This window comes from Lysinibacillus sp. RS11 (assembly GCF_042019215.1).
GTDB classification, from domain to species: Bacteria; Bacillota; Bacilli; order Bacillales_A; family Planococcaceae; genus Lysinibacillus; species Lysinibacillus xylanilyticus_A.
Genome location: NZ_CP168124.1, coordinates 4,162,989 through 4,178,385, shown reverse-complemented (window position 1 = coordinate 4,178,385; position 15,397 = coordinate 4,162,989). Strand labels below are relative to the sequence as shown.

Here is a 15,397-nt window from a genome sequence, read left to right as displayed (position 1 = left end):
GCATCGTTTTTCTTTATACAGCCGAAAGCGTGCCGAATGAAGATGAAAGCATTTGATGTCAGATAGGGACATATCAGCGCATTTCTATTCCTTCTCTTGTATCCTACATCGGAACAAAGGAGAGAATAATATGGACAATAAACGATTATTAATGCTTGTGGAAATTGCGATATTCGCAGCGATTGGCCTTGTGCTCGATCAAGTTTCCTTTAAAGTATGGGCACAAGGTGGTTCTGTTAGCCTTGTGATGGTGCCAATTATTTTAATAGCATTCCGTTGGGGCCTTATTCCAGGGCTAACAACGGGCTTACTAATTGGTGTTATGCAGACAATGTTTGGTGCTACAATTGTACATTGGCTTCAAGGATTACTCGATTATGGTGTTGCCTTCACAGTAGTTGGTTTAGCAGCGGTTGTTCGCCAACCAGTGCTAGAAGCTGCCAAAAATTTAAACAAAACAAAAATGGCGCTTTATATTATTTTAGGAACTGTATTCGCAGGGTTTTTACGTTATGCTGCACATACAACTGCTGGCGCTGTATTTTTCTCAGAGTATGCTGGCGATCAAAATGCATGGATCTATTCAATCATCTATAATGGTACATATATGCTGCCAGCAACGATTTTAACAGCAATTGTCGGAGTCCTGTTATTTACAGCAGCTCCTCAATTAATGCAACGAAAATCATAATTATTATGCCCTTCACATGAGTGGAGGGTTTTTTTAGCCAGTTAGGGATGACATTTGTTGAAAAGTATACAATGTATATAAGTTGATCTTCGTTCCGACTGTACGCCCCTAGGAAAGCGCCCAGTCGGAATGGAAATCAACCACACGTTAAGATGATGAGCCTGTTTTTTAGCACTTTACAATTTATAATGGCATATAATAATTAAAGCGTTTAGCGTTTTTTGTATAAAAAGTTATGTTATATTAATGAATAGATATTAGATGAAAGGGACGTTAAAAAAATGATCGTAAAAACGCAAGAAGAGATTGAAGCCTTTAAAAAAATCGGCCGTATTTGTGCTGAAATTCGTGAAGCAATGAAGGCAGCTACAAAACCAGGAGTAACAACACTTGAACTAGATGAAATTGCAGGCCGTATGTTTGCTGAGGCAGGAGCAATTTCTGGACCTAAAGGGGAATATGATTTCCCAGGATACACATGTATTAGTGTGAATGAGGAAGTGGCACATGGTATTCCAGGTAAACGTGTGATTGAAGAGGGAGATATCGTAAACATTGATGTATCTGGTTCATTAAATGGCTACTTTGCAGATACGGGCATTTCATTTGTAGTTGGTAAAGGCTATGAAGATAAAGAAAAACTGTGTCGTATAGCTAAAAGTGCTTTTGATCGTGCGATGACAAAAGTAAAAGCTGGCTCAAAATTAAACCAAATCGGAAAAGCTGTTGAACGTGAAGCATATGCCAATGATTTAACAGTGATTATGAACCTAACAGGTCATGGTTTAGGTCGTTCGTTACACGATGAGCCAAATCATATTTTAAACTATTATGATGCATGGGATTCTACAATTATGAAAGAGGGTATGGTACTTGCAGTCGAGCCCTTCATCTCAGCTAAAGCGGAGCATATTGTCGAAGCTGGTGATGGCTGGACATTCGTTACGCCAGACAAATCATTAGTTGCCCAAATTGAGCATTCCATTATCGTTACAAAGGATAAACCAATCATTTTAACAACATTAGATGAAGAATAATATACTTAGTTATGTAAAGACTAAAAATCCTGCAAACCAATTTATTTTTGGTAGGCAGGATTTTTTTTAATAAATAATATACCGACAAGTAGCACACCACATAAAAATAAGGCTGCCGTTGTCACAAGTAGCTCATCCAAACCATTATGTAATGCGACTCCAACATAGGACCAGATAAATACACTGGGATACATAATATCAAAATGGTGGAATCGAATATGTAGCGCTATTGCGACTCCGATTGTCAGTAAAATAACTGCCCAAAGTGGATTACTAAGGCCAAAACCGTTCCATTGATAAGATGTTAGCGTAAAGCTTACGTTAGTCATTAGTATAAATGTAACCCATGCCAAGTAAATCGAGAAGGGTATACGACCTGAAGGTGAGTTATCGCTGTGAGGATACGTATTGTACAACAAAAATAAATACAGTACTAAAATAAACATACTGGCGATTGTCACGATAAATAGTTCGTGATGCCAAACAACAATTGTTAACGCCTGCATGATACATATGCTACTAAAGAGAACAGTCTGTTTAATAGTTGTCTTTTTAATATTCATGACTAACCAATAACCAAGTAACATGTAAATCACAATCCAAATCACATAGCTAGCATTAAAAGGTGCAAATATTACAGGAAAACGATTTGAGATTTCTAACGAAGATTGACCGTTTATTTTCATGAAATAGGATGTAAAGGTTAGGATAAGTGAGACAATAAAAGTTACTGTCATCAAAATAAATCGAGGCATGTTTTCCTCTCCCTTCGTGTTAAATTGTATAGGGAAAAGACAAATAAGTATAGGACTGTGACATAATAATTTCATTATAACGGAAAATTCCAACAATGTATCGTGTTATTTCGATCAATTATGCCTCGGCATAATTGCGTCCGGAATCGGCTTTGTGCTAAGGCCTGCAAATGTTTTTGTGCGAAAGCGTAGTGCTAACGTAGCGGCAGCAACGTGTCTTTGTCTGTGCGAAAGCGAAGCGACAGCAAAAGGGTTTTAACTGCGCGAAAGCGTACCGGCAGCGGCAACACAGCACCGATGTAGGTCAGTTAGCCGTTATCGCATGGATGCGATGATTTTAGGCTAACATCCCCTAAGAATTCTTTTCTGATTCCGTGACATCTGCCGGGGGCTTTGGGCCAACAAGATGTTGGTCACTCAGTCGTTGCCACAGGACGTGGCGTTTTTAGACTGAGTTCCTCTATTTCAGCGGATGTATGTACACTCGCTGAAATAAGCTAAAATTATCTACAATTTACCATTTGCATAGGCATGCATATATTTCTTTAGTACAATAAGGGTATTCAAATGTAAGGAGTGAAGTTTTAATGACTCAAAATTTAAATACTCTAGATCTATCAATTGAACTAGATAAAAAAATGTATAAAAAGAAATTAAAAGTACTCCAATATGAAATGTTAAATGCTCAACAGTTTTTATTAAACAATAAAATTGGACTAATTTTAGTGTTTGAAGGTATGGATGCTGCTGGAAAAGGTGGCGCTATTAAACGTCTAATTGAGCGTGCTGATCCACGTGGTTATATCGTACATCCAATTTCAGCACCTCAGCCTCATGAACTACGCTACAATTATTTACAACGCTTTTGGAGAAAACTTCCGCAACATGGACAAGTAGCTATTTTCGATCGTTCTTGGTATGGTCGTGTATTAGTTGAGCGTATTGAAGGATTTGCAACAAAAGAAGAGTGGTCTCGTGCATACGAAGAAATTAATAATTTTGAGAAGATTTTAACAGCAGGGGATTATATTATCATTAAGTTTTGGCTTCATGTATCTGATGAGGAGCAGCTTAAACGTTTTAAAGAACGTGAGAATGATCCATATAAGTCTTGGAAGCTAACGGATGAAGACTGGCGTAATCGTGAAAAAACACCTCAGTATATGGATGCTGCAAATGAAATGTTTGAGAAGACAGATAAGAAAAATGCTCCTTGGATTCTAGTGCCAGGTAACGATAAAAAATATGCGCGTGTACAAGTGCTACAAGAAACAATTGCACATATCGAACGTGAGGCAAAAAAACGCGGCCTTCATTTAACAAATGTCTTAGACAAAACGCATTTAGAAGAGGCTGAATCTTCTAGTCTTGAAATGCTAGAAGAGAAACCTAAAAAACAAAAGCAAAAAATTAAATAATGATATCGATGCTGTAACAACGAGATGTTTTAGTTGTAGCAGCATCTTTTTTTACATACAATTAAAGTAAAACTTAAAAAATGAATTCAAGCATTAAAATGTAATGACAATTTGCGGAAGGTTAGTGTGGAGAAATGGTGCTTAAGATTTGGAGATTATTGAGGAAAAAGGGTGAAAATGTGGTATCAATTCAAGGGGGCAAATGCTACATTCGCACATTTCAAGAAAAAGATGCACAAAGTTTAACTGGTCTCGTAAGCCGTAATAAATACTTTTGGTCTACATACGAGCCTTTACAGCGACCTGATTATTATACAATTGATGCTCAATATAAAAAAATTCAAGAAAGCTTATACCTAATGGACTCAAAGCGGGAATATACTTTCGGTATTTTTGAGCTGGGTACAAATAATTTAATAGGACATATTGCTCTTTATGCCGTCAAACGTTTACCATACTCAAGTGCATTTGTTGGTTATGCGATGGATGAAATTTATGTAGGGAAGGGGATTGTGACAGAAGCAGTTAATATGGTCGTGCAATTTGCTTTTGAACAAGTAGGCTTACATCGTGTAGAGGCTTATGTCTCAACACAAAATAATGCTTCTATCCGCGTTTTAGAAAAGTCAGGATTTCAGCGTGAAGGTCTTTTAAGAAAGCTTCTGTACATTAATGGTCAATGGGTGGATCATTATATGTATGCACGTTTAGAGGATTAAAAAAGAATCGTCTATCTTTCGAACAATGAAAGATAGACGATTCTTTTTCTAACTATTGTTTATTACCGTCTTCGAGTAAATCAAGTCGACCTGTATTTGGGTCAATTACTAAGCCATGAACAGGTACGTCTTTAACCATTAACGGGTGATTTCGAATTGTATCAACACTTTTCTTTACACTTGTTGCTACGTCGCCAAAGCCACGTAAAAATTCTTTTAAATCAAGACCTGAATATTCCATCATTTTTATGGTTTCAGGGTTAATCCCTCTAGCAACCATTTTACTTAGCATTGCTTCTGGGTCAACTGCACTCATACCGCAGTCGTAATGACCAACAACATAAACCTCATCTGCTTGTAGTTCATAAACAGCTACAAGTAAACTACGCATTATTGCACCAAATGGGTGACTAACTAATGCGCCGGCACTTTTAACGATTTTAACGTCGCCGTTACGTAAATTCATAGCTTTAGGTAACAGCTCTACAAGACGAGTATCCATACAAGATAACACAACGATGCGTTTATCAGGATACTTTGTTGTAATAAAAGGCTCATATTTTTTTTCTTGAACGAAATCTACATTAAACTTTAGAATATCTTGTAACATTGACATGAAGAATTACTCCCTTCCCTACAAAAATATTTTAGATCAAATCTTTAAATATGCAAATAATAATGACAATATTCACGCAATTTTATGAAAAAAAAAGAAATTAAGTAATGTATTTAGGGAATCGAAATAATTGAAAAAATCAAATTTCACATGGGAGTAATTCCCCTGCTCAAAACAGGACGTGGTGTGCTTAGGCTGAGTTCCTCTATTCCAGTAGGTGTTTGAATACCTGTTGAAAAGGGACCACATCCACATTCATCACACAATCTTTTAGGGTGGTATTCTTCTATTGAATAAAGAAAAAAACAGCTATGTTTTCTAATAGCTGTTTTTTTAATGAAATTAATATTTTTCTTTTGGCATTGGATCTACAGTTACTGAAGATTTAGTATCTAAACCGACTTGTAAGTAGTGGATGAAGAATCCTAGAGAAATTAGTAAAACTGCTGAAAAACCTAATACAGTCGTCATGAACATAATAAAAGCTCCCCTCTACTAAAATAATCTACAATATTATCTTATAGTAATTATACAATAGGTTAATGGGAAATTGTAAGGATAATTTATGACATTCACAACATACCTAGTCTAGAATAATATAGAAGGAACAAATTGCTTGAATTGCCTAGTTACCCTTGTGGTAAACAAGTCTATTTGCCCGTCTGTAGTAAAACCGTCTATATTCAATTGCTTAGAACCAATCATAAAGTCTACATGTGTCAAGCTAAGTCCATTTGTCAGTAGCTCCCTTCGCATTCGCGCAAAAAACAACGTGCCGCTGCCGCTTCGCATTCGCGCAAAAAACATCTGTTTGCCTAAAGCCTTTCTCCGATTCCGGACGCAATTATGCCGAGATATAATCGATAGTATCGATCGAACAGCTTATATAGAGGTACTGATTTTTTTTTATTTACTCCTGCTTTCATCAGCTAGTTCGATATGTTTTAGTAATTTTGTGTCGAATAATAATAACAAAATCTTAACTTTTTTCAATTAAAGACAATTTAGTGTACTATTCTTAATCCAATATAATCAAATGTGGTCGAAAAATGAATAAAAAGTAATTATTACATCGAAAAATTTGTGAAATACATTTATACTATATTAAACATTTGGAAAAATAGACGAAATAAAGTTTAATAGGAGATTTGGAGGTCTAAAAATGGATTTATCGTCGGTAGTAGGGTTAATTTTAGCGTTTATTGCGCTATTAACAGGGATGGTACTAAAGGGTGTAAATTTAAGTGCGTTTTATAACCCAGCAGCCATTCTAATTATCATCTTCGGTACGATTTCAGCAGTAACGATTGCCTTCCCAATGAAGGAGTTAAAGCGAGTACCAAAGCTATTTAAAAATATTTTTAAAGAAACAAAATTAGCAGATGATATTGAGATTATTAAGATGTTTTCACAATGGGCAGATTTGGCTCGCCGTGAAGGTCTCTTAGCGCTTGAGAGTAAAGCTTCAGAGATTGAAGACCCATTTTTAAAAAATGGACTTACATTAGCAATTGATGGACAAAATGCGGACTATATTCGTGATGTCTTAACAGAAGAAGTAGAAGCGATGGAAGAACGCCATGCAAGTGGTGCGCTAATCTTCACACAAGCTGGTACATATGCTCCGACATTAGGGGTACTTGGTGCGGTAGTAGGGTTAATTGCCGCATTATCAGATATGAATGATATCGATAAATTAGGGCATGCCATTTCAGCTGCCTTCATGGCTACATTATTAGGGATTTTTACAGGTTACGTATTATGGCATCCATTTGCCAATAAATTAAAACGTAAATCTGCTTTAGAAGTAAAACAAAAACGTTTGATGATTGAAGGTATCCTTTCCGTATTAGAAGGGGAGGCACCACGTGTTATTGAACAAAAATTATCTTCTTATTTAACAATGGAAGAACGTCGTCAAATTTCGGATGAAAGCGGGGCGGGCGGCCTTGGCAAAGAAAGCTAAGAAAAAAAAGCATGAGGAACACGTTGATGAGTCTTGGTTAGTGCCGTACGCTGATATTTTGACGCTGTTATTAGCATTATTTATTGTACTGTTTGCATCCAGTTCAGTAGACCAAGAGAAGCTAGATAAAATGTCAGCAGTGTTTACTCAGGTATTTGATGGTGGCACAGGCTTTTTAGAGCAACCTGCACCGATACAAAGTCCGAATGCAGAAAGTGACCAACAACCACAACAAAATTCTGCATATTTAAAGGATCAAAAAGAGTTAGCTGAAATTAAAGATAGTGTTGATAATTTCATCGCTGTTAATGAGATGGAAGGTCAATTTGCAACAGAGATGACTGATGAAGGTTTACTTGTAACAATTCGTGATAGTATTCTGTTTGATCCAGGGAAAGCGGATGTTAAACCAGAATATATTCCGGTTGTGGAGGAACTTGCGGATGTATTAGTATCTAATCCACCACGTAGCATTGTCATCACGGGGCATACAGATAATGTTCCAGCAGGACCTAATTTCTCATCAAATATGGAGTTATCAGTAATGCGTGCTTCAAAATTCTATCTGGTTCTATTGAATAGTAATTCTCAATTAAAGTCTGAGAACATTAGTGCTAAAGGTTATGGCGAAAACAAAGCTATTGCTCCGAATGATACTCCTGAGGGTCGTGCGAAAAATCGACGTGTAGAAGTGTTAATTCAACCTCTTGTAGAAGAGGACGGCTCTGCCGCAAAAAAAGCTGAATAAGTTGAAACGTTAACCAATAAGGTCTTTAAAACCAAAAAGCTATTAGCAATACTTATGCTAATAGCTTTTTATCTTTTTTAGCTTTATTTGGATAGGGAAGCTTTCTTATTTACGTAATGAGCCTAATTCAGCAACAATGGCTTGCATCTCACTTGGACTAAATGTGTTGCGCTTCATGACCATTTCGTATAAATAGACTAGGTCTTCGTAGTTAGCTTCATCGAAATTTTCTGATTTCATTGCATCAACATTAACCATGCGAAGTTTGTCTTTCATTTGATCGACCATATAAATAACGTTTTCTTTTGACGGTACTGATAAATCCATTTGTTTAAACCTACCTTTCGTAATCCTCGAAAATATCATTTCATTGAATAAAAAAAATGTCAACACTGAATTTGGGCATTGCTTTAAAAATAGACTGTTATTGGGTAGAATAAGGGCAGTAAGTAGTTTAGTCATTTTAAAGGAATATACATTTACCAGGCAGGAGGTATTTAATATGGGACGAAGTAAATTATTAGCATCTATCGTAGTAGGTGCCGCAGTTGGTGCTGCATTAAGTATGTTTGACCGTGCAACGCGTGAAAAAACTATCGCTACAACGAAAAAAATGAAAGAGTCAATCTCGTACTATGCAGCCAATCGAGAGGAGTTACAGGTACTAGTGGAGGAAAAAGTATTGGCCGCTAAAGTGCTATGTGAAAGTGTATCAGAAAATGTCAACACAATCGTTGACAAAGTTGATGAATTTAAAGAATTACCTTCTACAATCGAAGGCATGATTAATGAAACGAAATCAGCCTTTTCTTTACCTGATAAAGAATAGTTGTCGTATAGGAGGGAATTTGTTTGGAAAAGAAAAAAGCATCTATACATACAGCGGTCGGTGTGGTGAAATCATTTGTCTCACCAGACGAAGACACTGTAGATGTAATGACATCAAAGGGCTTTATGCAAGATTTGATACTACGCTTACAGCGAGTGGAAGTATCAGCTCTTGCCGCGCAGTTGGCTTATTTCTTTTTACTATCTTTTTTCCCGCTACTAATTGTTCTAGTCACATTATTACCATATTTGAATTTCGATACGACGCAAGTGTATGCATTTCTAGTGAATGTTATGCCAGATGAGGTATATAGGCTTATTGAAGATACATTAAATGAAATTTTAACAATCCGTAATAGTAGTTTATTATCCATTGGGGTGCTTGGAACAATATGGTCTGCTTCCAAAGGAGTTAATGCGTTGATTAGAGCCTTGAACAAGGCCTACGATACAGAGACTAGGGGGAGTATCATAGATCGAGGGTTGTCCCTTGTATTCACTATAGCATTTGTCATTGTTATTGCTGTCGCTCTACTTTTACCGGTTTTTGGGCAACAAATTGGGCATTTCTTATTTTCTATAGTTGGCATTGAAGAACAGTTTGAAATTATCTGGGAAAGATTACGCTGGTCGATGCCACTACTACTTATTTTTATAGTATTAATGGGAATCTATTGGGTTGTTCCGAATACAAGTCCTCGTTTGAAGTTAATAGGTGTTTGGCCGGGAGCATTATTTTCAACTCTTGCCTGGCTGGCGGTCACATATGTTTTTTCCTTTTATATTAGTAATTTTGCAAATTATTCCGCTACATATGGCAGTATTGGTGGGGTTATTATTTTAATGCTTTGGCTATATTTCACGGGGATTATTTTAATTTTCGGTGGCATTTTAAATGCGACTATGCAGAAAAAAGCATTGCAAAAAGAATTTATTAAGCATGAGACTTTAACAAATAATTAGCAATTTCAAAAAGAACAGCCTCGATATCACGTTTTGTGATACGAGGCTGTTTGTTTTATCCCGCTTTAACGGGCAGTAATAAAGTGAAGCATAAAGGTGGGGTAAAAACTGCCCGTAAAAGCCCGATTGGTGAAGACTAATAATCAGTGGGGATTGAAGAGAGCCCCCACTGATTAAGTTTCACTTTATCCCGCTTTAACGGGCAGTAATAAAGTGAAGCATAAAGGTGGGGTAAAAACTGCCCGTAAAGCCCGATTGGTGAAGACTAATAATCAGTGGGGATTGAAGAGAGCCCCCACTGATTAAGTTTCACTTTATCCCGCTTTAACGGGCAGTAATAAAGTGAAGCATAAAGGTGGGGTAAAAACTGCCCGTAAAAGCCCGATTGGTGAAGACTAATAATCAGTGGGGATTGAAGAGAGCCCCCACTGATTAAGTTTCACTTTATCCCGCTTTAACGGGCAGTAATAAAGTGAAGCGTAAAGGTGGGGGAGAACTGCCCGTAAAAGCCCGATTGGTGAAGGCTAATAATTAGTGGTGGTTAAACGTTTTTATTCAGCATACGTAAGCCGTTTAAAATAACTAAAATGGTACTTCCTTCATGTCCAATTACACCTAGAGGTAAGTCAACGATTTGTAAAAAATTTGAGGCTATTAGTAATACAATAATCCCGATAGAGAAGATGATGTTTTGCTTAACGATCCGCTGCATTTTACGTGATAAACGTACTGCATAGGCAATTTTTGATAAGTCGTTTTTCATTAAAACAACATCTGCTGTTTCTAGTGCAACGTCTGTACCTTCTCCCATAGCAATCCCAGTAGTTGCTGTTGCTAATGCAGGTGCATCATTAATACCATCTCCGACCATCCCTACATATTTATGTTGAGAAAGAAGTCGTTTCATCTCCGTCACCTTTGTTTCAGGGAGACATTCAGCAACGTATTCCGTCACGCCTGCTTCTTTGGCAATAACCTTCGCTGTTTTCTCGTTGTCACCTGTCAGCATGACGACATTAATGCCTAGCTCTTTTAGTAAGGCTACTGCTTTTTTCGCTTCATTACGAACGGTATCTTTTAAAGCTGTTAATGCGACAATGCCGTTTTTGTCACGAATGAAAATAACTGTTTTGCCTTCTGCAGCAAGTTTTGTTGCTACGCCATCTGCAAAATTCTCAGCTTCCTCTGCGCCTACAAAATCAGGTTTCCCAACTTGATATTCTATATGATCAACATACCCTTTGATGCCCCAACCTGGGATATCTTCAATAGTGGCCTGTGGAAACTTTGTAAGACCTTCAGCCTTTGCATATGAAGTAATGGCTTGTGCAAGTGGATGATTCGATTGCGATTCAATACCAACTAGGGTAGCCAGCGCCGTTTCTCGTTCTATTCCTTCTCGAACAATAAAATCAGTCACAATTGGTTTTCCTTGTGTTAATGTACCTGTTTTATCGACAGCTAGAGTACGCAATACACTTAGATGCTCTAAATGTAAACCGCCTTTAAATAGCACACCGTTTTTTGCACCGTTTGAAATTGCTGCTAAAGTAGCGGGCATGATGGCTGCTACAAGGGCACAAGGAGATGCAACAACTAAAAGTACCATTGCACGGTAGAATGTTGTTGTCCAGTCCCAACCAAGTAAAAAATGTGGTAGGAACATCATTAGAGCAACAGTAAGTAGCACAATTTTTACATACGTACCTTCGAATTTTTCTATGAACTGTTGAGAAGGTGATTTCTCACTTTGTGCATTTTGGACAAGTGTAATAATTTTTTGGAATAGTGTTTCGGAATTTGGTTTAGTCATTTCCATTGTAATGGCACCGTTTAAGTTAACAGTACCTGCAAATACTTCATCGCCTTCACGTTTTGCAACTGGCAATGGCTCACCACTAATGGCCGATTCGTCAATAGAAGATTGCCCTTTAAAAATTACTCCGTCTGCCGGTACTCGTTCACCGGGTTTTATGAGCAGGTGATCGCCAATTTGTAATGTAGAGACAGAAACTTTCATTGGTTCAAAGTCACCACGAACAAGCCAAGCCTCTTCAGGTTGTAAATTCATGAGTGCGGAAATTTCACGATGACTTTTATTCATTGCATATGTTTCGAGAGCGCCACTTACAGCAAAAATGAAAATAAGAATAGCACCCTCCGTCCAATAACCAATTGCTGCCGAACCGATTGCGGCTAATACCATCAGTAGTTCGACATTGAGTTTCCTCTCTTCAATGGTTTCTTCAATACCTTCTTTAGCTTTAGCAAATCCACCAACGCAAAATGCAACAATATATAAAAGAACAGAAGATGTTGTTTGTTCGTTAGTATCTAAACGCCATGCAAGAAAAATGAGCAAACCAGCTAAAAGGGCAGCAATTAATTCTGCATGTTCTTTTGCTTTCTCAATTATATTATAATTTTCTCGATTAGAATGTTCCATCTTTATCCCTCCTGATAATGAAAATCAATATCAAAACCTTTATAAAACAATATTTTTGAATGTTGATTAATTGAAAATAGCTTTCAGTTAACTTGTTTCTAATTTAGAATTATTATAACAAAGGTATTTAGGAAAAGAAAGTAAAAAATTTGAAGGGAATTTTTTATAGAGGTGGATAAAAGCAGTCCTAGATTGAGATTGAGGTGATTATAAGGTTTTTGAAATAATTTTGAACATAAGAAAAGCACAGATTATCCATTAGGAATATTCTGTGCTTTTCGAATTTGTGCAGTGAATTACCCTACTTTAGGAATTACTGCATATTTAATTTTAAACTCTTTTTGTAGTGTGGCTGCCGCCACAGCTAAAATAATCATTACTGCTATTCGAAGTAAAAGGAATTTTTTCTTTATTAGAAAACTCTTTCTGCGTGTAGCGCAAGTTTTTCTAGTGATGATTTGTCTACGTCTGCATGTAGAGAGTTACCGTGAGAGTCCATTGTTACAACAGCTGTGAACTTCTCAACGTTTAAGTGCCACATCGCTTCTGGAACACCGAATTCCATTAGATCAACGCCATCTACACCTTTAATGCAGTCGGCATAGTATTGAGCAGCACCGCCGATTGCATTTAAGTAAACGCCGCCATGCTCTTCTAAAGCAGCAAGTGTTTTTGGTCCCATACCACCTTTACCGATTACAGCACGGATACCAAATTTTTTCATGATGTCACCTTGGTATGGCTCCTCACGAATAGAAGTAGTCGGACCAGCTGCTTTAACTGTCCAGTTGCCTTCTTCATCTTTTGCCATTACAGGGCCACAGTGATAAATAACTTGTCCATTAAGATCAACTGGAGCATCGTGACTCATTAAGTGATGGTGAATTGCGTCACGACCAGTATACATACGACCAGTAATAGATACAACGTCACCAACTTTTAGAGCACGAATTTGTTCTTCAGTAATTGGTGCAGTAAGTTCTACTGTATTTGTAGAAGTATCTTCTGTTGTTGCTGCAACTTCATCTTCTTTAAATGTAATTTTTTCGCCTTCTTGGTAGTGCCATTTAATAATGTCGCCAGTTTGAGGATCGATGTCCACAGCCATACGACGGTATGCCCAGCAGTTATAAGCAACTGATACGTAGAATGATGCAGGGATACGGTGCATCACACCAATTTTACAGCCAAGTAATGTTGCTTCACCACCGAAGCCCATTGTACCGATACCAAATGTGTTTGCAGTTTTCACTACATATTCTTCTAATTTAGCAAGATCAGCATTTGGATTTGTATCTTCCACATGACGGAATAACTGCTCTTTCGCTAAGTCGTAACCAGAAGAGCGGTCACCACCGATACCTACACCGATAAAGCCAGCTGAACAGCCTTGACCTTGAGCTTGGTATACTGAGTGAATGATACATTTACGGATACCATCTAAGTCACGACCAGCGCGGCCAAGACCTTCAAGTTCACATGGTAGGCTGTATTGAATGTTTTTGTTTTCACAGCCGCCACCTTTAAGGATTAACTTAATTGTGATGTAGTCTTTTTCCCATTGTTCGAATTTCATAACAGGTAGACCTTCACCAAGGTTATTTCCGCTGTTTTCACCAGTTAATGAATCAACAGCATTTGGACGTAATTTTGCGTCAGCAGATGTATCGTTAATAGCTTTTTTAATAGCTTCTTTAATTTCTAATTGGTTTACACCAACAGGAGTATAAATTTTGAATGTTGGTAGACCCGTATCTTGACAGATTGGTGATACATTATCTTCTGCCATAATAATATTGTTTGAGATTGTGTCTAAACTCATTGCAGCACGAGTACCAGCATTTTCAGCATCTTTAGCTTTCTTAATTGCACGACGTACGTCTTTTGGTAGATTAGTAGATGTTTCTGTAATTAAATCGTAAAGACTTTTCTCCAAAGTTTGGATATTCATTTGGTATTGCCCCCCATAGAAAATTTGATTATTTCCACGTTACATTATACTCTTTTCAACTAATGAAAAAAAGAGTACAACTCATTGTGGTCGGAATTAAAGGCCTATTGTCAAAAAGAGGTAATTTTAATATAAAATTATGTTAATAAAGTTTTATCTATCGTTAAGCAATTATTAAGATAATTAAAGCAGGGGAATAAACAATATCTTAAAAAGAGTAATAGTAGGAAACGAAGGCATTTTCCGAGAAGGTGATCACTTTTAGGGCGGAGGCTGATCAAATGTCCAGAGCGGTCATTTTATTTAAGCACTTAGTTGACTATTTCTATCGATGAACGAAGGTTTCCTTCTTTATACAAAAGATATAATTTCATCAAAATAAAGATTGATAAAAAAGAACATTTGTTCTATAATGATACTAAATCTACTTTAGGAGGTTATATATGAAGCTACTTAATTTACCTGAAGCATTTGAACAATATAGGACAGTAATAGAGGAAACGATTCAGCCAACCATATTTATTGAAACGGAAGAACGAAAAACATCTCTATTTGAAAGTAAGTTTGCAGGCGATCCGTATTTTCCGTTGTCAATGGAATATCCGAAAAGTTCTGAAGGGCAACCATTAAAATTACTGGCACAAATTAATTTTGCAGATGTACCTAAGCATTTACCGCATTTCCCTGAAGAGGGAATCTTACAGTTTTATATTGATGGCTACGATGATGTGCTAGGGATGGACTTTGATAATGGTCAAAATCAGGAAGGCTTCCGCGTCATTTTCCACGAGCGTATTGTCAGTGATGAGTCGCAATTAGTACAAGACTTCTCATTTGTTGAAGCGAAAGAAGAAGAATTTTACTTTCCAGTGGAAAAGGAAATGGCATTGTCTTTTGAAACAAGATATGAACCATTATCAGCAAATGACTTTAGAAGTGAAAAAACATTTGCGAAGATCCTTGCTAATATAGAAGACAATGATAATTTAGTAGACTCATTTTATGAAGCATTAAATAGTACAGGTCATAAAATCGGGGGATATCCATTCTTTACCCAGGAAGATCCGAGAGCTTATGGGGACTATACAGATTCAACAGTCTTGTTGCTTCAGATTGACAGTGTAGGCGATCATATTCTGTGGGGGGATGTCGGGGTCGGCAACTTTTTCATTACAGAGGATGAGCTGAAACGTAAAGATTTTAGTAAAGTTCTTTATAATTGGGATTGCTATTAAATAACAGAAGATAAAAGCAAGTGG

The 15,397-nt window shown here is 37.1% G+C and carries 15 protein-coding genes and 1 pseudogene; 9 read left to right on the top strand and 7 right to left on the bottom strand.

The window, feature by feature from the left end; translation table 11 throughout:
- Positions 1–130 precede the first annotated feature (130 nt).
- Positions 131–691, top strand: coding sequence for an energy-coupled thiamine transporter ThiT (gene thiT / locus AB9L17_RS21670; RefSeq protein WP_068986655.1), 561 nt, complete (start codon positions 131–133; stop codon positions 689–691).
- Between the two features lie 281 nt (positions 692–972).
- Complete coding sequence (map, locus tag AB9L17_RS21665; RefSeq protein ID WP_375199780.1) at positions 973–1,728, top strand: type I methionyl aminopeptidase; 756 nt, start codon at positions 973–975, stop codon at positions 1,726–1,728.
- 41 nt (positions 1,729–1,769) lie between these two features.
- On the opposite strand, the gene AB9L17_RS21660 is transcribed toward map, so the two are convergent.
- The gene (locus tag AB9L17_RS21660) at positions 1,770–2,483 is read right to left on the bottom strand and encodes a tryptophan-rich sensory protein (protein WP_068986653.1); all 714 of its coding nucleotides are present in this window, start codon (positions 2,481–2,483) and stop codon (positions 1,770–1,772) included.
- Positions 2,484–3,070: 587 nt separating this feature from the next.
- On the opposite strand from AB9L17_RS21660, the gene AB9L17_RS21655 reads away from it, so the two are divergent.
- Positions 3,071–3,901, top strand: a complete 831-nt coding sequence (locus AB9L17_RS21655) for a polyphosphate kinase 2 family protein (protein ID WP_375199779.1) — start codon at positions 3,071–3,073, stop codon at positions 3,899–3,901.
- Positions 3,902–4,035: 134 nt separating this feature from the next.
- Entirely contained in the window at positions 4,036–4,620 is a 585-nt protein-coding gene (locus AB9L17_RS21650) for a GNAT family N-acetyltransferase (RefSeq protein WP_068986651.1), read from the top strand.
- Between the two features lie 52 nt (positions 4,621–4,672).
- On the opposite strand, the gene AB9L17_RS21645 is transcribed toward AB9L17_RS21650, so the two are convergent.
- The 3 genes and pseudogenes from AB9L17_RS21645 to AB9L17_RS21635 form a co-directional block, all read right to left on the bottom strand.
- A complete protein-coding gene (locus tag AB9L17_RS21645) occupies positions 4,673–5,236 on the bottom strand; it encodes a beta-class carbonic anhydrase (RefSeq protein WP_068986650.1) in 564 nt (187 codons plus the stop codon).
- A gap of 342 nt (positions 5,237–5,578) precedes the next feature.
- Positions 5,579–5,713 (bottom strand): hypothetical protein, encoded by a 135-nt coding sequence (locus tag AB9L17_RS21640; protein WP_263297522.1) that lies wholly within the window; start codon positions 5,711–5,713, stop codon positions 5,579–5,581.
- A 111-nt stretch (positions 5,714–5,824) separates the two neighbouring features.
- Positions 5,825–5,989 (bottom strand): annotated as a pseudogene (locus AB9L17_RS21635) (aminopeptidase); the annotation flags it as partial.
- 409 nt (positions 5,990–6,398) lie between these two features.
- On the opposite strand from AB9L17_RS21635, the gene motA reads away from it, so the two are divergent.
- Both motA and motB read left to right on the top strand, forming a co-directional pair.
- Entirely contained in the window at positions 6,399–7,202 is an 804-nt protein-coding gene (motA, locus tag AB9L17_RS21630) for a flagellar motor stator protein MotA (RefSeq protein WP_068986649.1), read from the top strand.
- A complete protein-coding gene (motB, locus tag AB9L17_RS21625) occupies positions 7,186–7,950 on the top strand; it encodes a flagellar motor protein MotB (RefSeq protein WP_068986648.1) in 765 nt (254 codons plus the stop codon). The genes motA and motB overlap by 17 nt, the downstream gene beginning before the upstream one ends.
- Positions 7,951–8,055: 105 nt before the next feature.
- Here the strand turns inward: motB and AB9L17_RS21620 are convergent, their stop codons facing one another.
- A complete protein-coding gene (locus AB9L17_RS21620) occupies positions 8,056–8,277 on the bottom strand; it encodes a DUF1128 domain-containing protein (RefSeq protein WP_068986647.1) in 222 nt (73 codons plus the stop codon).
- Between the two features lie 175 nt (positions 8,278–8,452).
- Here AB9L17_RS21620 and AB9L17_RS21615 point away from each other — a divergent pair, with 175 nt between their 5' ends.
- Both AB9L17_RS21615 and AB9L17_RS21610 read left to right on the top strand, forming a co-directional pair.
- Positions 8,453–8,779, top strand: coding sequence for a YtxH domain-containing protein (locus AB9L17_RS21615; RefSeq protein ID WP_068986646.1), 327 nt, complete (start codon positions 8,453–8,455; stop codon positions 8,777–8,779).
- A gap of 23 nt (positions 8,780–8,802) precedes the next feature.
- A complete protein-coding gene (locus AB9L17_RS21610) occupies positions 8,803–9,741 on the top strand; it encodes a YihY/virulence factor BrkB family protein (protein WP_068986645.1) in 939 nt (312 codons plus the stop codon).
- A gap of 541 nt (positions 9,742–10,282) precedes the next feature.
- Here AB9L17_RS21610 and AB9L17_RS21605 read toward each other — a convergent pair.
- On the bottom strand, positions 10,283–12,187 hold the full coding sequence (locus AB9L17_RS21605; protein WP_068986644.1) for a heavy metal translocating P-type ATPase: 1,905 nt from the start codon (positions 12,185–12,187) through the stop codon (positions 10,283–10,285).
- Positions 12,188–12,599: 412 nt separating this feature from the next.
- Positions 12,600–14,138, bottom strand: a complete 1,539-nt coding sequence (locus tag AB9L17_RS21600; protein ID WP_068986643.1) for a fumarate hydratase — start codon at positions 14,136–14,138, stop codon at positions 12,600–12,602.
- Between the two features lie 443 nt (positions 14,139–14,581).
- On the opposite strand from AB9L17_RS21600, the gene AB9L17_RS21595 reads away from it, so the two are divergent.
- Positions 14,582–15,373 carry a YwqG family protein gene (locus tag AB9L17_RS21595; protein ID WP_068986642.1) on the top strand — a complete coding sequence of 264 codons (792 nt, stop codon included), beginning with the start codon at positions 14,582–14,584 and terminating at the stop codon, positions 15,371–15,373.
- Positions 15,374–15,397 lie beyond the last annotated feature (24 nt).